The sequence below is a fragment of the Psychroserpens ponticola genome (assembly GCF_023556315.2).
Lineage (GTDB): Bacteria > Bacteroidota > Bacteroidia > Flavobacteriales > Flavobacteriaceae > Psychroserpens > Psychroserpens ponticola.
In genome coordinates this window covers 1,007,817-1,030,186 of the sequence record NZ_CP116221.1, presented here as the reverse complement: position 1 = coordinate 1,030,186, position 22,370 = coordinate 1,007,817, and the positions used below count along the sequence as shown (strand labels likewise).

Sequence of the window (22,370 nt, the reverse complement as noted above, 5' to 3'; positions counted from 1 at the left end):
TAAAAAAAGCCCTTGAGATTTCAAGGGCTTTTTTTATTTAATAATACAGTTTATTAAGCTGCATTTTCCTTTTTAATTAAGTTTAAAGCAGAACCTTCATTATACCAATCAATTTGAGATTGATTATACGTATGATTGACTTTAATAGTGTCTTTATTTCCATCTGCATGAACAATTTCAATTGTTAATTGTTTCCCAGGAGCAAATTCATTTAAATCTAAGAAGTTAAATGTATCATCCTCTTGAATTAAATCGTAATCACTTTCATTAGCAAATGTCAATCCTAACATTCCTTGTTTTTTAAGGTTTGTTTCATGGATACGTGCAAAAGATTTTACGATGACAGCAACAACACCTAAATGTCTAGGTTCCATTGCAGCATGCTCACGAGATGAGCCTTCACCATAATTATGATCTCCTACAACTATAGATTTAATTCCTGCCGTTTTATATGCTCTTGCAGTATCTGGAACACCACCAAAATCGCCAGTTAATTGATTCTTAACGAAGTTTGTTTTCTTTCCGTAGGCATTAACAGCGCCAATTAAACAGTTGTTAGAAATATTATCTAAATGTCCTCTAAATCGTAACCAAGGTCCAGCCATAGAAATATGATCTGTAGTACATTTACCGAACGCTTTTATTAATAATTTAGCGCCAGAAATATCGTTTCCAATAGGTTCAAAAGGCGTTAATAATTGTAGTCTTTCAGAATCTGAAGCTACAGTAACTTGAACACCACTTCCATCAGCCATTGGTGCTAAATAACCATTATCTTTTACTTCAAAACCTTTAGGAGGTAATTCCCATCCTGTTGGTTCATCTAACATCACTTCTTCTCCGTTTTCATTGATTAGAGCATCAGTCATTGGATTAAAGTCTAGGCGACCAGCAAGTGCTATTGCAGCTGTTAATTCTGGTGAAGCCACAAATGCATGTGTATTTGGATTTCCATCAGCACGCTTGGCAAAATTTCTATTAAACGAATGCACTATACTATTCTTAGGTGCATTTTTAGGATCATCATAACGAGCCCATTGACCAATACATGGTCCACATGCGTTTGTAAATATTTTAGCGCCTAATCCTTCAAAAATTTGAAGAATCCCATCGCGATCAGCAGTAAAACGTACTTGTTCAGAACCTGGATTAATTCCTAATTCAGATTTCATCTTCACACCTTTATCTATTGCTTGTTGCGCAACAGAAGAAGCACGAGATAAATCTTCATAAGAGGAGTTGGTACAAGACCCAATTAAACCCCATTCTACTTTTATTGGCCAATCGTTAGCTTTCGCTTTTTCTCCCATTGCAGAACCGACTTCAGTAGATAAATCTGGAGTAAAAGGCCCATTTAATAAAGGTCCTAATTCAGAAAGATTAATATCAATAACCTGATCAAAATAGTCTTCAGGATTTGCATATACTTCAGCATCACCTGTTAAATACTCTTTAACTTGATTTGCAGCATCAGCAACATCAGCTCTATCTGTAGAACGCAAATAGCGTTCCATAGATTCGTCGTAACCAAACGTAGATGTGGTTGCTCCTATTTCGGCTCCCATATTACAAATGGTTCCTTTTCCAGTACAAGACATTGCAGTTGCACCAGGACCAAAATATTCTACAATTGCTCCAGTTCCTCCTTTTGCAGAAACAATACCAGCAACTTTTAAAATTACATCTTTAGGTGCAGTCCAACCAGATAATTTTCCTGTTAATCTAACACCAATTAGTTTTGGAAACTTCAATTCCCAAGCCATTCCTGCCATAACATCTACAGCGTCCGCTCCACCAACTCCAATAGCAACCATTCCTAATCCACCAGCATTTACTGTATGTGAATCTGTTCCTATCATCATTCCTCCTGGAAATGCATAATTTTCTAAAACTACTTGGTGAATAATACCTGCTCCTGGTTTCCAGAAACCTATTCCGTACTTATTAGAGACAGACTCTAAGAAATTAAAGACTTCATTACTCGTATTAATTGCGTGTTGCAAATCTGTAGTTGCACCATTTTTTGCTTGAATCAAGTGATCACAATGCACAGTTGTTGGAACTCCTACTTTAGTTTTACCAGCTTGCATAAATTGCAATAAAGCCATTTGTGCTGTTGCATCTTGACATGCTACTCTATCTGGAGCAAAATCTACATAATCTTTACCTCTTGTGAATGCTTTATTTGGTGTTCCATCCCAAAGGTGTGAGTATAAAATCTTTTCTGAAAGTGTAAGTGGTTTACCAACGATATCACGAGCAGCATCAACGCGCTCAGCCATATTTGAGTAAACCTTTTTAATCATGTCTATATCAAATGCCATATGTGTAATTAATAAGGGTGAATATTAGTTTATTTTCCTTGAAGACAAGGACTGCAAAATTACGAATTTTTAGTCAGATTTTAAAATGTGTAACGAAATGAGTTTAATGCTAAAAATATATCAAAGAATAATGATTTTTGTTGCATAAAATTGCATTATCATCAGTTTTTAGTAGTGTAAAATACCAAATTGACAATATAACTCACTTAAAATACTTTTTTATTCTAGAAGAATCTCTTAAATCTGTCATTGGTTTTTCATATATGCGATACACCAAATATGCTACCACAAATGTTATAAGTACATAAACTAAAAGATAAATAACGAGGTCTAATCCTTCCATGGGTTCTGAAGGAATGAGATATTTCATCAGTTGCATAATTATTGAATAATGAAATACATAGATTGCATATGACAAAATGCTAATGTAAGTGATTGGTATTCTGATTGATTTTGGTGCAGATTTTACAACACTTAATAATGGCAACGTACAAGCAATTGCTATAGATTTAATTATAAAATACCATACGTTCCAAAACTGAGGATATTCTGTAATAAACCATCCTTTTAATGGAATCAAAAAATTCATACTAATTAAAACTACAATTCCAAAAGCGCATGCTATATACCTTATACGATACCAAAACTTAGGTTTTACAATTGAAATATATGCAGCCAAAACACCGTAATAAATAGCATCAATTCTGTAAATTACAATCGATTTCACATTAAGCGTCCAATGCCTCATATGACGAACTGTTTCCTCATGATTATACATCAACTTACTTATGATAAACAACACTAAAATAAAAAGTGTCACTTCTAGAAATAATCGTGGTCGAGCAGTCTTTTTTCTGAAAAACAAAACCAAATACAGTAGTAAAGGCCCTAAAATGTAGGCAAACTCTTCAACTGACAAACTCCATGACTCAGGATAAAACCAAGGTAATTCTGTAGTGAAATTATGTAGAAAAAGAGCATATTTCCATAATTGATCAGGCAATTGGTTTCCAATATAAATAAAGACAAGAATGTTTATAATTAAAGTCAGATAGTAATTCGGCAGCGTTCTAAACCAACGTCTGACCCAAAAATAACTCATATCTTTAAACGTAAAATCTTTAGAGACATACATTTTATATAAAATCTTTCCGATTAAAAAACCACTCAAAACAAAAAAAACATCGACACCTAAAATCCCCCAAACACTAAACAATTTTCGAGTAATTCCTCTCATTTCAGGAACTATCCAAAGCGTATGTGAGCACATGACCATAATAATGGCCATAGCTCTCATGAGGTCTAAGCCAAAAATTCGTTTTTCATAATCTATTCGCATCAAAAAAAGCCTTAGTTTTGTTTAGGTAGTCCATTTATAATGAAGTCCAAAATACTAAAATATACAATGCTGTTCATAGTTTTATTAACTATTGTTGGTGGCATTTACTATTTAAGACTTCCAAACAGGCATAAAGCTATTGTAAAAACAAAGCTATATCATGGCTTAGGCATTGTTGATGAGAAGTGGAATATTCAATCCAACGACTCATCCATACGTGTTATTACTCCAACTTTAGTTATCGACAATATCTACAAATCTATGGAAGGTCCGAAAGTTATACGTTCAATTCAGTTAGATAACACCAAAAATGAATTGGTTTGGATCACCTCTTTTGAAACAAAGGCATTAAGTACAAATGAAGTCGATCAACTTTCAAACGACTACATATGTCATACAAATATTGATTTATTTGAAGGCGAACACTATTCTAGATGGCAACTTAATGATAGAATTGGTGAACAATATCCACGTTTGACGTCTATGAGTAATGGTATTGAAAGCTACAAATTTCCTGAAGGATTTGGATTTCCTGTGTTTACTAATGAAAATTTATTGTTAGCAACGCAATCTTTAAATCACAATATTAAAGGTGATCCGTTTGATATTAAACATGAAGTGAATTTAGGTTTCAAACCGCATAGCAAACTCATGAAACCTCTAATGAGCAAAACCGTTTTTGTGATGCTGCCTTATGATTCTGAAAATCCGTTTCAAGGTCCATCAGACAATAGTCCAAATATGTGTTTACCGATAGAAACTAATAACCATAGTTATAAAAACGACCAAGGTGAATCGTTATCTGGTCATTGGGTGATATTCCCTGGAAAAGAAACTTATAATTATGATATTACGCATCAACTTCAACTAAAAGACAGTACGACAATGCATCATATTGCAACGCATTTACATCCTTTTTCTGAAACCTTAGCATTGCGAGATAAAACAGCAGATTCGATATTATTTGTTTCTAAAGCTGAAAATTATGTGGATAAAATCGGACTTAAAAGCGTGTCTTATTTTTCAAGTACAGAAGGCATTATGCTGTATCCAGATCACAACTACGAATTAGTGCTTCACACCAATAATACGACCAAAATTAATCAAGATATGATGGCTAGTATGTTTGTGTTTTTATACGATAAGGAAATGCATGACAAACTAAAATCGTATCAACCTTGACAAACTTTAAACTATTAGTGTGTTCATTATTTTTACTTGTTTTGAATTGTAATACGTCTTCAAAAGAGTTACCCATTTTAAGTTATAAAATTGATGCTACAGGAAACCAACGTTTCTACAACATGACTTACCAAGGATTTACAAATCAATTAGGAGATTCTTTTTCTACGGAAGACATTCAAAACAAAATTTGTATTGCTAATTTCTTCTTCACGCGTTGCCCAAGTATTTGTCCACCAATGCGAACCGAATTAATTTCAATTGCTGAAGCATTTTCAGTAGATGAGAACATTCTGTTAATCTCTCATACGATAGACCCAAAGCATGATTCAATTCCTGTTTTAAAAGGGTATTCTGAAGCGACAGCAATTCCAGATAATAAATGGCAATTTATAAGAGCTTCCGAAGAAAAAACCAAATTACAAGCAGAAATGTATATGACGAATTTCAAACCTAATGAAGATGGTTCAGATTTTTATCATAGTAGTTTTGCAGCTTTAGTAGATCAAAAACAACAAATTAGAGGTTTTTATAATGTCTTAGTTCTGGAAGACGTTGAACGTTTAAAAATTGATATCAAACAGTTATTAAAGTAATTATTTTCATTTATTTCTCACAATACAAATTCGAAACGTCAGTTCGAGTGATTTTGAGATACGAAAAATCATATCGAGTACTTTTAATCCATCAAATCAGCTTGTTCACGATACTAATTTCACTCATATTCAATCATGAAATTCACTCCAACTGATTATAACATTCAATTTATAAATAAAATTAATTAATAATATTCTATAGTCGTATTTGGAGTATCAAGATAGGTGTCAATATAGTTTTTAACTTTTAAATACACGCGTTCTTCAGGATAAACAATTACACCAATGGTTCTTCCTGACCAATCGTTTAAATCGATATAATAATCTTGATATTCGTTCTTTACGTTTAATTTGATATGCTCTGGCAAGGCTTCAATATCATTCGGATTATTAAAATGAATCTTACAGTATTTCGGTTTACCAGAAAAATAACTAAACGCTAGAATATGGTCATAAAACCCAAATAAATTTAATACTGGAAATACAATAGCAATGAGAAATAAGGCAATGACTTTTGGATGATTAATCTTAAACAAATCTTTAGGAGAAAACGCTGATTTATAGAACAAATAAAACAACACAAATACATTAAAGAATGTCATTGGAAATACAATATAGCCATAGCCTCCTTTAATAAAAGTTGTCAAAATAATAGTGTGCATTATCGCAATTGACCAAATCCCAATTGTTCTTGTTTTTGGGAAAATTAAAAATGCTCCAAACGATGCTTCTAAAAATGGAACAGCATAAGTAAAGGCTAATCGCAACCATTCAGGAACAAACGGAATACGTTTACTAAGACCAAAAGCCCATTTTTCAAAAAAGAGCGCGTTCCATTTATGCATACCGCTCCAGAAATAGGTGCCAACTAAAATTAAGAGAATACATTGCTTAACACGTTTAGGATTATTGCTGAACTGCGTCAATGCCAATACCATAAAAATAATTTCAAAATAAAAGGGTTGAATTCTATTTTGGTCAAGCAATATCCAAAAAATATAAATGCCAATTATAAGCATACTGAATTCCCAAGTGGGTTTTAAAACAAAGCTTAAAAAGCTGATTATAAATAGAGACAAGAGTACAATATCAATCGAATAACTAGGAATTGGAATACCATCAAAAAGAGAAATCAAAGGAAATAAACGCTCCGAAAACCATATTCTAGGAGACATTACTATTGGAATTAAAATTGCGAGAAACGCGAGAAGCCTCACCCAAAAGAGTTTGTCTAGTTTAAGATTCAGAAACATTCCTTTTTGATTATTCAACTTTAATGCAGTTTTAAAATACTAAGAGGAATTTAAGATACCATTAAAAATTAAAAAGTGATGTTTTTTTTAACTTAAAACAAACTCTTAACGATTTGCTCATCAGTAATTCCTTCAGCTTCTGCCTTGTAGTTTTTAATAATTCTATGACGAAGAATTCCTTGAGCAACCGCTTGAACATTTTCAATATCTGGTGAAAATTTACCATTGATTGCGGCATGTGTTTTAGCTGCAAGAATAAGATTTTGAGACGCTCTTGGTCCAGCTCCCCAATCTACAAACTCTCTTACTATCTCTGAAGCCGTATTTGCTTTTGGTCTCGTTTTACTTACCATTTTCACGGCATATTCAATAACATTATCTGCAACAGGAATACGACGAATAACATTTTGAAAACCAATAATTTCTTCAGCAGTAAACAGTGAATTTACTGTAGCCTGTTTATCTGTCGTTGTAGCTTTTACAACTTGAACTTCTTCTTCAAAAGAAGGGTATTCTAAATTGATAGCGAACATAAAACGGTCTAATTGAGCTTCAGGTAAAGGGTATGTTCCTTCCTGTTCAATTGGGTTTTGTGTAGCTAAAACAAAGTAAGGCAAATTCAGTTTGTACTGATGACCAGCAACAGTCACCACGCGTTCTTGCATTGCTTCTAATAAAGCTGCTTGGGTTTTTGGTGGTGTTCTATTAATCTCATCTGCTAAAATAATATTAGCAAATATTGGTCCTTTTATAAATTTAAAATGTCTGCTTTCATCTAGGATTTCACTACCTAAAATATCACTAGGCATTAAATCTGGTGTAAATTGAATACGCTTAAAATTTAAGCCGAGTGCTTGCGCAATAGTATTAACCATTAAGGTTTTTGCTAAACCAGGAACACCAATTAACAACGAGTGTCCTCCTGAAAAAATAGAAATTAGTATTTGATTAACGACCTCATCCTGACCAACAATAACTTTGGCAACTTCGGTTTTTAAGGCATTATATTTTTTTACAAACTGTTCTATTGCAGCAACGTCAGACATACTTTATTGTTTTTCTGTTTTTAACCAATTATTAGAAAACTCACAATCTCTATAATCGCCATTAACCTTAATGTAAGTATCATTAATTTTTTCTTCTTGCCATTTCGCTATTTCTTGAATTTGCTTATCTTGAAGTGTTAAGTTTTTAATTTTCAAGTAGTCTTTTGCAAAATTGGCTTCATGCTCATCAACTCGGTCAGTTACAATTAGTAATTTATATTTTAGAGCGTTAACTCTATCTTGATCTTGCAAAACCAAACTCACTTCATTATCTTTTAAATCTTGAATTTGTCCGTATAATTCTGGATCCATTTTAGTCAATTCAAAATTAAAATCTTGCGTGTATGGATTGATTAATTGTCCACCATCATTTTTAGTTTCCTTCTCATCACTAAACTCTTTAGCAGCAGCAGCAAATGTTAGTTCACCAGCCACGATACGCTCTCTAATTTTATTGATTTTATCTTTTGCTTCGTTTTTAGCTTCTTCAGTAACTCTAGGCCTAAGTAAGATATGTCTAACATCATATTCTTGTCCTCGTATTTTTTCTAGCATTACAATATGGTATCCAAAATCAGTTTCAAAAGGATCAGAAATTTCACCTTCTTGCATCCCAAAAGCGACATCTCTAAATTCTTTAACCATACGAGGTCGTTTTTTATTTAAGGTATATTTACCACCATCTTTACGAGATGCGACATCATCAGAATAAAATACGGCTTTAGTTGTGAAGCTTGCTCCATTTTCGATTACATCTGCTTTAAACTCTTTAAGTTTATCAATAACTTTTTGTTTTTCAGTTTCAGATATTTCAGGAATAATAACAATTTGAGCCACTTTTAATTCGGTACCAAAAGTAGGACGCTCATCTTCAGGAATATCATTAAAGTATTCTCTCACTTCTTCTGGAGTTACTTCAATTTCTGAAACAATTTTACGTTGCATATCTGATGCTAACTTTGCATTTTTGTTAATCTCAAACATTTCATCTCGTAAACTTTGCTCACTATCCTTATTATAGAAATCAAGTAATTCTGCCATTGTGCCACCTTTAGTTTCAAGAAATGCATTGATTTGTTGCTCTATGCTTGAGCGAATTTCCAATTCATTTATTGTAATACTATCTTGAATGGCGTGATGTGCATATAGTTTATCTTCTAACAGTTTTCCAAATAATTGACAACGCGTAATATCTGCTGTAGAAACACCTCTGGCTTGAAGTTGGATAAATTCTTTATCTATATCAGAATCTAGCACTACAAAATCTCCAATTACAGCAGCCACACCATCGACTTTCACACGATCACTAGCTTTAAGTGTATCTTTATGTGTTTTAGATTTTGCAACTTCGTCTTCAATGATCTCTTGTCCTACAACTATTTGTGTACATAGAGCTAAGGCAATTGCAACGACTAGTTTTGAGTTATTTATAAATTTCAAATTGTTTATTTTTAATAGCATCTTTGGTAATATCTGTTTCAAGCTTTTTAATGAGCTCTAGTTTTCTTTTATTGATAATTATCTGATCGATAGTAGGTTTTACATAGTCTAAAGGTGCTAAATCATTCTGAAATAAAACATCTTTAATTTGCACCAAATATAGGTCTAATGAATCTTTGAGTTGTATAAAATTAGATTTTTTTAACAGTTCTTTTTTATTTTCCGAATTTAATGCAGAAATTTTGTTTACAATCTGTGATGTCTGTATCCATAAGGAATCGTTAAGTGAGTAGGATTTAAATTGAACTGAAATAGAATCTAGGTAAATTTTATCATCAACATCATATCTTTTAAACCGCTCTTTAATTTCGTCTTCATTAATCGCATTATTAGGAATGGTAATATATCTAAACCTTACTAATTCTTCATTAAGTTTAAAGGTTTCTTTATTAGCTTCATAAACCTGTAGTGCTTCATCAGCATTCACTATTGTATCGATACTTTTTTTCACTAAAGCTTCAAGATATGCTTTGGTGTAAAGGTCTTTTTTGTATTGATTGACTAGTTTTTGAAAATTCTCTTGTTTTTCTTCTGAAAGATTACGTTCTGCACCATCAACAAGAAGCAATTGAGTTGCCCAACGATTGATAAATCCATTGACAACAAATGTACTATCTTCTTCAGAAATACCTTCAGCAACAAGGGCTTCAATATCATCTTGATACAGATAAGTATCGTTAACTTTTGCCACAGGAATTTTATCATCAGTTGTTTTAAAAAAACTACACGAAGACAATGATATGACACACAATATGATTACGCTATATTTTTTCAACAACTAGTTTAGAATTAAGGATTTTACCTTTTTTAGAACTTTATGATCTACTTTTACGTTATAGCGTTCATTAAGTGATTTGATCCAATCGTTTTCAATTTGATTTTGATAATCACTAACAATTTTACCACGAGCTGCATCTAAAGTTTTATGGCTTTTAGAAATTACTGTTTTAACCATAATGACATGATAAGCATCATTATGCTCATATACTTTTGAAATTCCTTCTTTAAATTCAAAATCCTTTGGTAATTCTTTATCACCAAGCTCAAAAATATCACTTGTAGAAATTATATTTTGAGCTTCATCTTTATTAAGTTCAGCTTCAATCGCTTCAATAGTTTTTCCTTTATTTAATAACTTAATTGCTTTTTCTATCATGTTCTTATTAGCAGAAGATAAGATTACACCTTCTACTCTATCTTCCCACATATAATTATCTTTGTTGTTTGCATGAAACGCTTTTAATCCAACTGTATCTTTAGAAGCTGCGTTCCAAACTTGCTTTTCCATAAGATCAAATAATAGCAAGCCATCTCTATATTCTTTTAAAACATGAGCAAAGTCTTCATTCTCAAATTCTAAATTCTCTTTGTTATAAAGAATCACTTCATCTTCTTTGTATTTACTATAAATGCTATTAATAAGAGCCTTAGTACTCATTTTTTTATTGGCATATGTACGTTGGATTTTAAATAAATGTTGCGCGAAGTCACCATAAGTGATTTTTTTTGTACCAATGGTCAAAAATATTTTTTCTTGCTCTAAATCTACTGGCACAATCCATGCTTGCTTAAAGTAAGAATCATTAATTATAGTTTCGAAATACGATAAAGCATCTTTATTATCTACAACTTTATACTTTTCGTCTAATTGTTTTGCTAAGGATGTATTTATGAGTTTAGAACGAGAATCACGTTTCACTTTATTTTCAAAAATTGCTTTAGTTTTTTCATAAGGCTGAATGCTACTTTTTCCAATTAATTTAACAATATGCCAACCAAAATCTGTTTTAAATGGTTCAGACACTTGTCCTTTATCTTTTAAACTGAAGGCCATATCTTCAAATTCCTGAGAGCCAAGTTGTCCACCAGTAAATGGAGCTAATTGTCCGCCTTTACTAGAAGAACTCTTATCATCTGAGAATTGCTTAGCAAGAGATTCAAATTTTTCTCCTTGCTGTAATTTTTTATAAATCTCATTGATACGTGTTTCGGGAACAAGTAAAGTATCTTTTTGGTTATTTGCAACCATAATGTGTGCAACAGTTACTTCACCTAACGATGGACGTTTATCTGTAACATTTACAATATGGAATCCAAAACGTGTTCTAAATGGCATTGAGACCTCTCCAATTTTTGTATTATAAGCAGCTGTTTCAAATGCATATACCATTTTAAACACTGAGAAATAGCCTAAATCTTCAGCAAACACAGTTTTTCCATTGTGCACTTCATTTTTAACAACATCATAACCTTCTTTCATTATACGCTGTCTTAACTCTAATAATCTATTATAAACTTGAGTCGTATCTGTATTAGTTTCTTCAATCCTAATAAGAACATGAGACGCTTTAATATCCTCTGTAGATCTATCATAAGCTTCTTTCACTAAAGTTTCAGTCACTTTACTATCCGATAAGAAATTCTTTGTCAGCTGTGATTTATAATTCGTAAATTCTCTAATGTATTTTGCATCTTTATCAAGTTCTAAACGTCTAGCTTCTTTAACTTTTAACTGATAATTAATAAAAAGCTCTAGGTAAGCATCTACATCTTTTTGTGATTCGTCTTTCACTAAATCTAAATTTTTATTGTAAACTCTAACAAATTCTGAAGCCATAACAGGTTCTTCATCAACAGTAAACAAGATGTCATTTTTATCAATTTGTGCAAAAACAGTAACTGAAAAACAAAAGAAAATAGCAGTAATAAAGTGTTTCATAGTGTAATAATTATGAATTAAATATATTATATGATTATATCAAACTTCAGCAAAAATAATACAATTCAGACATTTAGCAAGATGCTTTCACTAAACGGTTAAATATTCTTTTAATTATCGTGTAAATCATACATTATTAAAAAGAATTCTATATTTTATTCCTCAAAGTTATTAACACGAAAACGATGTAGTAATTGTAATAATTACAAAATCAGCAAGTTTATACTTAGATTTGGTTAAATCAAAATAATATATATGATGAAAAATTACTTATTAATTTTATTTAGCCTAACTGCATTTTTGTCTTTTTCACAAACGACCTACAATGGAAACGGAAATACTGGTTTTGGAGGTGTGATTGGTCCTGGATCAATAACTATAAATGATGATGGAACAACAATAACACTTGAAGTAACTAGAGGATCTGGAGAATTTAATGATGCACTAGTGATTTATTTAGATACATCAACTGGAGGTAGAACCTCTATTGACGCTGATGTAAATGATCAAGGAGATGATTTAAGAAGAGCTATCTCTAGTGCTGGTGACAATGCTTCTGTTTTAAGTTTTCCTGCAGGTTTTGAACCAGATTATGCCATGGCAATTGATACTAACTTTGGTGGTTTATGGTCAATCCCAGAGACAGGTATGATTGGAGATAATGGTTTAGTATATCAAACATCTTTAAATTCAACTTTAACCGCAGCGAGCGATATGACATTTACGCTTGATGTAGATTGGACTGAATTAGGGTTAACGTCTATTGATAGCTTTAAATTTATTGGCATCTACCTTAATGCTGGAAATGGATATACATCTGATGAAGCTTTTGGCTCTTCTATTGCTGGAGGAAACGTTGCTGGAAATGACTTAACTTTCACTTCAAACTTTGAATACAGTAATACACTAAGTGTTTCTCAATTTGACACTAAAAACAATATTAAAGTTGCTAATAATATACTATTCATAAATAATTATATTGGTGATTTAAATATTTCAGTAGTTGATATTACTGGAAAAAAAATTAAAACCTTAACTGCATATAGTGATTCAAACACTTTAAAAATGCCATTAGGTTTACCAAAAAATCAATTATATGTTATGCATATTGAAGGTTCAAATTTTAACAAAACAATGAAGATTGTTATTCGTTAAACTGATTTAACATACCAGTAATCTAAAATGGTGATTGAAACTTCTCAGTCGCTCTTTTATTTTAAAAAAAGAAAGTATCTTTAAAGCAATAAAATATATCCCTCGTAATGCTTTATACTACAGAAATTATAGTTAAAGTTCCTCTTGATGCATTTGTAAAAAAAATGAATAACATCGACAATAAAAAACATTGGCAAAGAGGACTGCAATCTACCGAACACATTTCGGGTAATCCAGGAGACTTAGGCTCAAAAATAAAACTCAATTATAAGTACGACAAACGCGACATGGAAATCATAGAAACAATTACTAAGAATGATTTCCCTAACAAATTTTGTGCGACTTACAAGACTAAGGGAATGAATAATATTCAAAAAAACCATTTTAAAGAAACAGAAGAAGGCTTTACTAAATGGACTTCAACAAATGAATTTACACCACTTAGTTTTTCAATGAGAGTCATGCTGTTTTTGATGCCAAGAGCATTTAAAAAACAATCTTTAAAATACATGCAAGATTTTAAAAATTTTGCTGAAAATGGAATTTCAGTATCTAATGCGTAAACTAAAACTCATTTGGGATTTTCGTGGTCCAAACGCATTAAAAACTGCAGAACACCATACAATTCATTTAAAAGAATATATTGCAATCCAAAAATTAAACATAAGCATTACTGGTTTTCAAAATTTAAATGACATGCATGCCATAGCATTTATGGTTGTCGATGAACAAGATATGAGACCTATTAGAGATGCATTAAAACCTCATCGAGGACAAGTATATCAAGACTAATTTAATATCTAAATAATGAACATTACAAAAAAAGTTGCACTTTACTCACCTCTATTATTGCTGTTAATTTTCGGTTGCCAAACAGAAACTAAAGATGAAAAAAAGACGACAAACTATGCTGAAGAATTACATTCATATGCAAAACCTAATATTTCTGCCATTAAGCACTTAAATTTAGATATAACTGTAGATTTTAAAACAGAAGTCATTAGTGGAAAAGCCACTTATACCATAGAAAACAACAATGCAAGTAGCATTATATTAGATTCAAAATTTTTAAAAATTGACAAGGTAGAAGCTGATGGAAAAGAGACGACTTTTAAACTTGGAGAATTTAATGAACAGTTAGGACAACCGCTTACAATTGAAATAAAAAACACGACTAAAACAATAGCTATAAGTTACAGAACAACTAATAAAACTGAAGCTTTACAATGGTTAACTCCGCAACAAACAGCAGATAAGAAATATCCTTTTTTATTCACTCAAGGTCAAGCAATTTTAACCAGAACTTGGATTCCAATTCAGGATAGTCCGCAAATTCGAATTACTTATGATGCGACTGTAAAAGTTCCAAAAGAACTAATGGCTGTCATGAGTGCTGAAAATCCGAAAGCGAAAACTGCAGATGGAGTGTATTCATTTAAAATGAAACAACCCATTTCTCCATACTTAATGGCACTTGCTGTTGGAGATCTTGAATACAAAGCTGTAAGTGAGCGTACAGGAGTTTACGCTGAAAAATCGATGATAGAGAAAGCTCATTTTGAATTTTCAGATATGGAAAAGATGGTTATAGCTGCCGAAAACTTATATGGTGATTACGATTGGGAGCAATTTGATGTCATTGTTTTACCTCCTAGTTTTCCATTTGGAGGTATGGAAAATCCGCGTTTAACCTTTGCAACACCAACCGTTATTGCTGGTGATAAAAGTTTAACATCTTTAATTGCACATGAATTAGCACATTCTTGGTCTGGAAATTTAGTAACAAATGCTACTTGGAATGATTTCTGGTTGAATGAAGGTTTTACAGTCTACTTTGAAATACGAATTATGGAGGCGGTCTACGGAAAAGACAGAGCCAACATGATTGCATTAATTGGCAGACAAGATTTAGACGAAGAGATTGAAAGCTTTAAAGACGAGCCTTACAGAACAAAACTGAAGCTGGATTTAAAAGGAAAAAATCCTGATGATGGCATGAACAGTATTGCGTATGATAAAGGGTATTTATTTTTAAGAACTTTAGAAGAAACTGTCGGTCGTGAAAAATTTGACATCTTCTTAAAAGACTATTTTAAAACACATGCGTTTTCTACAATCACAACTGAAAAGTTTCTAAACTATCTAAATGCAAATCTTTTAGAACCAAATAACGTTATATTTAATACTGAAGCATGGATTTATCAGCCAGGTATTCCAACAAATCAAGCGATTATTACATCAAATAAGTTTTCAAATGTTGAAAAAACCTTACACAACTTTTTAGAAAATGTGACCATTGATGACACATTAACAAAAGATTGGACGACGCTAGAATGGGTACACTTTATTAGAAACTTCCCAGAGACAATGACCAATAAAGACATGACGCGTTTTGATGAAGCTTTTGATTTATCTAGCGCAACTAACTCACATATTGCTATGGTTTGGTTTGAACAAGCTATCAACCTAGATTATCATGGAAATAATGTAGATCAAAATATTGAAGATTTTTTAATTAGAGTCGGCAGACGTTGGTACGTAAATACCTTGTTTAAAGCTTTTGAGAAAAATGGAAAAACAGAAGAAGCTTTAGCTATTTATAAAAAATCTAGAGCAAATTACCACTCAGTTACAGCAAACACTATAGATGAATTGTTAAATTACAACCAATAAGACTTTAAAATATATTTAATTGAAAAAACGATCAATTTGGATGACAAACTTAAGAGCAGTAGCAACAATTGCTGTTATTCTTTTGCACGTATCTGCTCCTATTCTTTATAAATATGGAAAGGTTTCAAATACAGATTGGCATATTGGTAATTTTTTTGATGGTATAGTTAGATGGTGTGTTCCTATATTTTTTATGATAACAGGTGCACTGCTTTTAAATGAAGATTACAAACTAAAAGTGTATTTAAAAAAACGTTTTTTTCGAATAATACCTCCTTTTATTTTTTGGAGTTTAGTTTATATCCTTTATGATCACTTTACTAAAACAAATAGTGATACTACCCTATTTGCATTTTTAGAAACACTCCTAACAAAGTTATTAAACGGAAGCAAGTTTCATTTATGGTTTGTTTATGTATTACTTGGTTTGTATTTAGTAATTCCTATTTTAAGAAAATGGATTAAGAACGCTTCAAGAAATGAAATTCTATACTTTTTAATGATTTGGTTTTGCACAATTATATTTAGCATTCCATATTTAAAAGCCTATATACCAAATATAAATCTAGATTATTTCGCTGGTTATATTGGATATTTAGTTCTTGGTTATTTTTTATCTAAAATAGAATATAACAAACAACTTATTCCATTTCTATTTATAATAATCGGATGTACCATTACAATTTTAGGAACCATATACATCACAGAAAAAAACCATAAATTTGATAACCTTTTCTATAGTTATTTAAGTCTAAATGTACTGTTAAGCTCTACTGGTGTTTTTCTTTTATTTAAAAATACGGAGTTCAGACATAAGCATTTCAACAAACTTATGACTGTAATTAGTGATCATAGTTATGGTATATATTTAATTCACATCTTAATCCTAATTTTATTAAAAAATATTGGTATTAATTGGAATACCATTCATCCATTAATTGGCATCCCTTTCACAACATGTATTTGCGCCTTAATATCTTTACTAATAATATTTGTACTTAGAAAGGTGAAATTCGGCAATTATATTTCGGGATAAGCATTTCAATCAATACCATTTAAACAAATGGCGCCATTATAGAAAGTAAGGCAAATAGATAATTAAAAATATTGTAACTGCCCCAAGTACTGCAAAAGTAACTGCACCTGCAGCAATATCTTTTATAAATCCAATTCGAGAATGAAAATCTGGGTGAATAAAATCAGCCATTTTTTCTACTGCTGTATTTAAACCTTCAATTCCTAAAACCAAAGCCATTGCTAATGTTTGATTGATCCAATCTTGCTTAGAAATATCAAAATAAAACCCTAAAAAAACAATAATAGAGAACAAACTCGTTTGCGCCATAACGCTATGTTCTGTTGTTATTAATAAAAAGCAACCTTTAATTGCAAATTTTAAGCTTTTAAGTCGTCCTACAATAAATTCTTTCATAAAAGTCCGTTATTTTTCTTTTTGTTTTAATTTATATTTTCTCTTATTATACTGGTCTGAAGCAGTGATAATGTGACTCAATGCATCTTTTGCTAAGTCTTTATTAAGTTCAGCTGGGCTTAAACTATCATTCTCATCAATATTGAACTGAACTGGCTCTTTACCTGATTGAAGTACTATCAATTCTTCACCAACTCTAAATGCATTTGTGCTGTGAAATTGCATAATTGCTCGCCCTTTAGTGTTTTCATTTAATTCATAAATATTACGTCCTACCATTGGAGTTTCAATATCAATACCAATTAAATCCAATAATGTAGGCGGAATATCTAATTGACTACAAAGTTTATCGTAAGTAATGCCTCCTTCTATATTAGGAGCTATTATTAAAGCTGGAATATGGAATTTATTTACTGGAATTAAATCCTTTCCCCAAGTTCTAGTATTATGGTCTGCAATTACAATAAAAACAGTATTGTTATAATATGCTTCTTTTTTTGCAAGTTTAAAGAATTCTCCAATAGCATAATCGGCATATTTTATTGCATTATTTACAGTGCTTTTCTTTTCATCATATAATTCAATTTTTCCATCGGGAAACTCAAAAGGCTCATGATTAGAACTCGAAAACATTAAAGAAAAAAATGGTTTCTCAATATAAGACGCATATAATTGATTTCCTTTTTTCACTAAAGACTCATCAGAAACACCCCAATTTCCTTTAAAATCGTATTCCTCCTTTTTGTAATCTCTTTCATCAATAATATTATCAAATCCATTACCATTAAAAAAAGATGCCATATTATCAAAATTAGCAGAACCACCATACACAAAACTTGTTTGATATCCTTTCCGCTTTAAAGCATCTGCAAGTGTAAAGAAGCCATTTTGTGACTTTCCTAATTTAACAACACTCCTTGAAGGTGTTGGCAAAAAACCTGTTGTTACAGCCTCAATTCCTCTTACACTTCGTGTTCCAGTTGCATATAAATTTGTAAATAACAATCCTTCTTTTGACAAAGCGTCAAAGTTTGGTGTTAATGGTAATCCTCCCAATGAACCAACATATTCTGCTCCAAGGCTTTCTTGCAAAAATATAACAAGGTTATAGGGCTTTTCTCTTTTATGTGTGCTTTCTTGTAAGTGCAACAAAGGAATTTCTGAATCATGATAATCAGATTCTGTAGGTGTCATATATTTTTTAACCCTTTTTAAAGCCTTATCTATTGGCAACTTTCCATACATATCTATGGCGTTTTCTTCATTTTTCAAAGAATAAATTGCAAAACCTACAGTATACAATGAATTTAAAGCTAGGTTATTTGTTAACTGATCTGTACAAAAAACTGCATCACTTGCGTTTATAGGTCGCTTTGAAGTTAAACTAGAACGTGCTCCTAAAAACAATAAGGAAGCAACAAATGGCAAACAAATTAACTTAAACCAATATGAACTAGTAGATGCTACTTTAAACCAATTCTTTGAATACTTTACTAAAACATATCCAATTATAGATAGCGCTACAACCGCAAAAATCATAATGCCTAAAAAACTTTTGAGTAACATTCCAAAGACTTCTTTTGGGTATTCTAAATACTCAACAAAAAGTCGATTTGGTCTTGTGTCATATTGTAAAATAAAATTAGGTGTTGCTAGTTCCATAAACAACAATAAAAATAGAAACGCAATAAAATAAAACCTGATAAACGTGTTGATTTTTGGCAACCAATTATCTGGTAACAATAGTATTAAAACAGTAGGTAACACAGCAATATAACTTAAGAGTATTACATCAATTCTTAAGCCAATAGGAAAGATAAGCCAATAGTTTTCAATTTCTGTAACTCGCTCTGAGAACCATATAAAAAGTATAAACCTGCTACATGTTGTTATGATTATTCCTAAAAGAAAAAACATGAAAACTGGTTTTAAAAATAAAATTTTTTTCATTTTAAAATTTATTCATAAAAAAAGTGAAGATATACTAAATAGTTAAATCAACCAATAGGCATTATCGATTACAACTAAAAATCAACCATATTAAATTAGTTTGAACAATTGTTTCCAAAAGTGTTATTCATAGAAAATTTAACAAATTCTCTACAGGTTCTTTATACTTTTACTAATTTCGTTTCAGACATTTAAATACCATTCTATTTTGAAAACGATCATAAACACTACAAAAGCACCAGCACCAATTGGACCATACAACCAAGCTATTTTATCAGGAAACACATTATATACTTCTGGCCAAATTGCATTAGACGCAGATACTGGAGAACTTGTTATGGGTTCTATACAAGATGAAACCAAACAGGTTATGGAAAATTTAAAAGCTGTATTAGAAGCTGCCGAAATGACGTTTAACAATGTGATTAAAACGTCTATTTTTATCAGCGATATGCATAATTTTTCTCAAATAAATGAAGTATACGCTCAATATTTTAATGTTGATACAGCTCCTGCACGTGAAACCGTTGAAGTTGCTAATTTACCAAAATTTGTTAATGTTGAAATTAGCATGATTGCTGTAAAATAACGCAACACTATTTTGGCCAAAACTTTAAAACTATCTAAAAAAGAAATCAAAGGATTTCTTGATGAAAAAGTAATACAATACAATCATCCAAGATTTATTGAGAGTGACCCAATACAAATTCCTCATCAGTTTTCTAAAAAAGAAGATATTGAAATCGCTGGATTTTTAACAGCTACCATTGCTTGGGGAAATCGAAAAAGCATTATTAAAAATGCTCATAAAATGATGCAGCTTTTAGAACAATCTCCTTACGATTTTGTTACCAACCATCAAGAATCAGATTTAGAAAAACTATCCACCTTTGTACATCGCACTTTTAATGGACATGATTTTATTCAGTTTATAAAAAGTTTAAAACATATTTATAAAAATCATAACGGATTAGAAGCTGTGTTTTCTAAGAATACTAAAGAGCAATCCCTTCAGTATTCAATTCATCAATTTAAATCCCATTTTTTTGAGATTAATCATTTGCAAAGAACACAAAAACATATTAGTGATCCTTTAAAAAACTCTGCAGCAAAACGCTTCAACATTTTTTTACGTTTAATAAGTACTGCTTACTTGTTAATGTTCTTTATTCTTTTTAGGAATAATTATAAGCTATGCATATGCAATACTCATAACTTATAAGAAAGTGATATAAATAGAACTATATTCAGAGTGTTTAAGTTTATTTTTTATTAAATCAATTGAATGAACGATAATTACCCAATTTTATTATCATATTAATTCGTTTTTTATATCTTTAGAATATACCTAACACTCTAAATGTAAGATATTATGAAGCAATTATTTAGATTAGCATTATTAGTAATTTCAATTTTTATAATAGTTCTATCATGCTCAAAAGATGATAGTACTGATAGTACTGATGAATCAACAAACTCTAATTTAACTGTTTATAAGAATCAAACTGGCGATTTTAATGCAGATGCATTACAAGCACAACATAAAGATTCTAATGGGACTTTTAATTTTTATGGTCATTTTGATGGAGACAATAATCCAACGACGATAAATACACTAACGTATCAAAAGGTTAATAACGATACTATTGTAAATTTAATTGTTGACCCATTAACAAGTAGAATTACTAATGCTTACACCTCGGTTAATGGGGTGAAATCGGATGTTGTTATAAAATATGACTATCCTAGTAATACTCATATGAGCGTTTCTTTTCATCAATATGATTGGAGCAATAATAGCTCTGAGATTATTTATGGAGTAAATCTGGAAACTCCTTTTAATAGTGAGAATAGATTTTCTTCTGATGTAGGTTGGAATATTGGAGCTTTGTTATCTGGTATTCTTATTGTTGAAGCTGGAAGTGCTATCGCAGGCGGAGTTACTATAGGTATATTTGCAGGAATAGGAACAGTTGCAGCTGCGGCAATTGCAGCTCCATTAATAGCGACTACATTCGCTTTAGCAATAGCTTCAGCTTTCATACCTTCAGATGCCTTTTCATCAGAGCTTTTACCTTCGGATTTACCTTACCCTGAAGATACACCTATATTAAACCCAGTTACTTCAGAAGAAGACCCAACGCCAAATCTCACACCATTTGATTGTTCTGCAACTTTTATTGCGTTTACACCAGTAATGCAATATGATGGAACAATTGTGATAGAAGATATTAATGAAGGTATAAGCCCTTATCTTTATTTGGTTGAAACAGAGATTAGAACTTACCCAATATTCCCTAATAATTACGAAGATGGTGGTTATGAAGTTTGTTTAAGAGACGCCAATGGATGCATTACATGTCGCTATGTTACACTGCAAAGGGAATGTTTAGAGGTTACCACAACCACTACTAGTAATAGTGCAACGGCAATAATTTCTAGCGGACAGCCGCCCTATACTTATTTATGGAATAATGGAAGCACCAACAATTCAATAACTAATTTAACAGAAGGAACTTATACAGTTACAGTTTCAGACGAAGCTGGTTGCACCGGTATTGGGAATGCAGTAATTGTAAATAACGATATAGAAACGGTGGTTATAGGGACACAAGAATGGATGTTAAAAAACCTTGATGTTAGTATGTATCGAAATGGTGACCCTATCCCACAAGTAACAGACCTAACAACTTGGTCAAACCTTACTACAGGCGCTTGGTGCTATTATGCTAATAATTCTACAAACGGTTTAGTTTATGGTAAATTATACAACGCCTACGCAGTAAATGACTCACGAGGTTTAGCTCCTGAAGGTTGGCATGTACCAAGTGACACAGAGTGGGAAGTTTTAAGTGAATATTTAGGAGGGGCTTCTGAAGCGGGAGGTAAATTAAAAAGCACGTCGTCTTTATGGGATTTAGAAAACACAGGTGCTACCAACAGTAGTGGTTTTACTGGTCTTCCAGCTGGATTAGTCGACGGAACTAATGGCTTTGTCTTTAATTTAAAAGGAAAATCGGGTTGGTTTTGGAGTTCTACGTTGGACAATATGAATCCTCAGCACAATTGGTTTCATTTATTATCGACATTTCATGATGACTTCTATGGGGGCCAATATCCACAAAATTATGGTATGTCTGTACGCTGTATAAGAGATTAGCTAACTTGTTAAATTTTCAATAGCTATAAAACATCCATAAA

The 22,370-nt window shown here is 31.5% G+C and carries 18 protein-coding genes and 1 pseudogene; 10 read left to right on the top strand and 9 right to left on the bottom strand.

Annotation, left to right across the window (positions count from 1 at the left end):
• Positions 1–53: 53 nt before the first annotated feature.
• Together MUN68_RS04565 and MUN68_RS04560 are read right to left on the bottom strand one after the other, a co-directional pair.
• A complete protein-coding gene (locus MUN68_RS04565) occupies positions 54–2,324 on the bottom strand; it encodes an aconitate hydratase (protein WP_249997186.1) in 2,271 nt (756 codons plus the stop codon).
• Between the two features lie 202 nt (positions 2,325–2,526).
• Positions 2,527–3,663: an acyltransferase family protein gene (locus MUN68_RS04560; protein ID WP_249997185.1), complete on the bottom strand. Its 1,137-nt coding sequence runs from the start codon at positions 3,661–3,663 to the stop codon at positions 2,527–2,529.
• Positions 3,664–3,729: 66 nt separating this feature from the next.
• Between MUN68_RS04560 and MUN68_RS04555 the strand changes: the two genes are divergently transcribed.
• Together MUN68_RS04555 and MUN68_RS04550 are read left to right on the top strand one after the other, a co-directional pair.
• Positions 3,730–4,845, top strand: a complete 1,116-nt coding sequence (locus MUN68_RS04555) for a hypothetical protein (protein ID WP_249997184.1) — start codon at positions 3,730–3,732, stop codon at positions 4,843–4,845.
• The gene (locus tag MUN68_RS04550; protein ID WP_249997183.1) at positions 4,842–5,441 is read left to right on the top strand and encodes an SCO family protein; all 600 of its coding nucleotides are present in this window, start codon (positions 4,842–4,844) and stop codon (positions 5,439–5,441) included. The genes MUN68_RS04555 and MUN68_RS04550 overlap by 4 nt, the downstream gene beginning before the upstream one ends.
• Positions 5,442–5,626: 185 nt before the next feature.
• Here the strand turns inward: MUN68_RS04550 and MUN68_RS04545 are convergent, their stop codons facing one another.
• The 5 genes from MUN68_RS04545 to MUN68_RS04525 all read right to left on the bottom strand — a co-directional run bounded on the left by MUN68_RS04545 (position 5,627) and on the right by MUN68_RS04525 (position 11,959).
• Positions 5,627–6,712 (bottom strand): MauE/DoxX family redox-associated membrane protein, encoded by a 1,086-nt coding sequence (locus MUN68_RS04545; RefSeq protein ID WP_249997182.1) that lies wholly within the window; start codon positions 6,710–6,712, stop codon positions 5,627–5,629.
• Between the two features lie 74 nt (positions 6,713–6,786).
• Complete coding sequence (locus MUN68_RS04540; protein ID WP_249997180.1) at positions 6,787–7,740, bottom strand: AAA family ATPase; 954 nt, start codon at positions 7,738–7,740, stop codon at positions 6,787–6,789.
• A 3-nt stretch (positions 7,741–7,743) separates the two neighbouring features.
• The gene (locus tag MUN68_RS04535; protein ID WP_317134790.1) at positions 7,744–9,180 is read right to left on the bottom strand and encodes a peptidylprolyl isomerase; all 1,437 of its coding nucleotides are present in this window, start codon (positions 9,178–9,180) and stop codon (positions 7,744–7,746) included.
• Entirely contained in the window at positions 9,164–10,015 is an 852-nt protein-coding gene (locus MUN68_RS04530; RefSeq protein WP_317134789.1) for a peptidyl-prolyl cis-trans isomerase, read from the bottom strand. The genes MUN68_RS04535 and MUN68_RS04530 overlap by 17 nt, the downstream gene beginning before the upstream one ends.
• A gap of 3 nt (positions 10,016–10,018) precedes the next feature.
• Positions 10,019–11,959 carry a peptidylprolyl isomerase gene (locus MUN68_RS04525; RefSeq protein ID WP_249997178.1) on the bottom strand — a complete coding sequence of 647 codons (1,941 nt, stop codon included), beginning with the start codon at positions 11,957–11,959 and terminating at the stop codon, positions 10,019–10,021.
• Positions 11,960–12,214: 255 nt separating this feature from the next.
• Between MUN68_RS04525 and MUN68_RS04520 the strand changes: the two genes are divergently transcribed.
• The 5 genes from MUN68_RS04520 to MUN68_RS04500 all read left to right on the top strand — a co-directional run bounded on the left by MUN68_RS04520 (position 12,215) and on the right by MUN68_RS04500 (position 16,823).
• On the top strand, positions 12,215–13,114 hold the full coding sequence (locus MUN68_RS04520) for a T9SS type A sorting domain-containing protein (RefSeq protein WP_249997177.1): 900 nt from the start codon (positions 12,215–12,217) through the stop codon (positions 13,112–13,114).
• A 107-nt stretch (positions 13,115–13,221) separates the two neighbouring features.
• Entirely contained in the window at positions 13,222–13,677 is a 456-nt protein-coding gene (locus MUN68_RS04515) for an SRPBCC family protein (RefSeq protein ID WP_272792402.1), read from the top strand.
• Complete coding sequence (locus MUN68_RS04510; RefSeq protein ID WP_249997175.1) at positions 13,670–13,906, top strand: hypothetical protein; 237 nt, start codon at positions 13,670–13,672, stop codon at positions 13,904–13,906. Before MUN68_RS04515 ends, MUN68_RS04510 begins: the two co-directional genes overlap by 8 nt.
• 15 nt (positions 13,907–13,921) lie before the next feature.
• Positions 13,922–15,787, top strand: a complete 1,866-nt coding sequence (locus tag MUN68_RS04505) for a hydrolase/aminopeptidase (RefSeq protein ID WP_249997173.1) — start codon at positions 13,922–13,924, stop codon at positions 15,785–15,787.
• Between the two features lie 19 nt (positions 15,788–15,806).
• Positions 15,807–16,823: an acyltransferase gene (locus MUN68_RS04500; protein WP_249997172.1), complete on the top strand. Its 1,017-nt coding sequence runs from the start codon at positions 15,807–15,809 to the stop codon at positions 16,821–16,823.
• A 36-nt stretch (positions 16,824–16,859) separates the two neighbouring features.
• Here the strand turns inward: MUN68_RS04500 and MUN68_RS04495 are convergent, their stop codons facing one another.
• Both MUN68_RS04495 and MUN68_RS04490 read right to left on the bottom strand, forming a co-directional pair.
• Positions 16,860–17,219, bottom strand: coding sequence for a diacylglycerol kinase family protein (locus MUN68_RS04495; protein WP_249997171.1), 360 nt, complete (start codon positions 17,217–17,219; stop codon positions 16,860–16,862).
• A 9-nt stretch (positions 17,220–17,228) separates the two neighbouring features.
• A complete protein-coding gene (locus MUN68_RS04490; RefSeq protein ID WP_249997170.1) occupies positions 17,229–19,169 on the bottom strand; it encodes an LTA synthase family protein in 1,941 nt (646 codons plus the stop codon).
• A gap of 208 nt (positions 19,170–19,377) precedes the next feature.
• Between MUN68_RS04490 and MUN68_RS04485 the strand changes: the two genes are divergently transcribed.
• The 3 genes and pseudogenes from MUN68_RS04485 (at position 19,378) to MUN68_RS04475 (ending at position 22,329) form a co-directional block, all read left to right on the top strand.
• Positions 19,378–19,758 carry a RidA family protein gene (locus tag MUN68_RS04485; RefSeq protein ID WP_249997169.1) on the top strand — a complete coding sequence of 127 codons (381 nt, stop codon included), beginning with the start codon at positions 19,378–19,380 and terminating at the stop codon, positions 19,756–19,758.
• Between the two features lie 12 nt (positions 19,759–19,770).
• Positions 19,771–20,304: pseudogene (locus tag MUN68_RS04480) on the top strand (DUF2400 domain-containing protein); the annotation flags it as partial.
• Positions 20,305–20,541: 237 nt separating this feature from the next.
• Positions 20,542–22,329, top strand: a complete 1,788-nt coding sequence (locus tag MUN68_RS04475; protein ID WP_249997168.1) for a fibrobacter succinogenes major paralogous domain-containing protein — start codon at positions 20,542–20,544, stop codon at positions 22,327–22,329.
• The last annotated feature ends 41 nt before the right edge of the window (positions 22,330–22,370 follow it).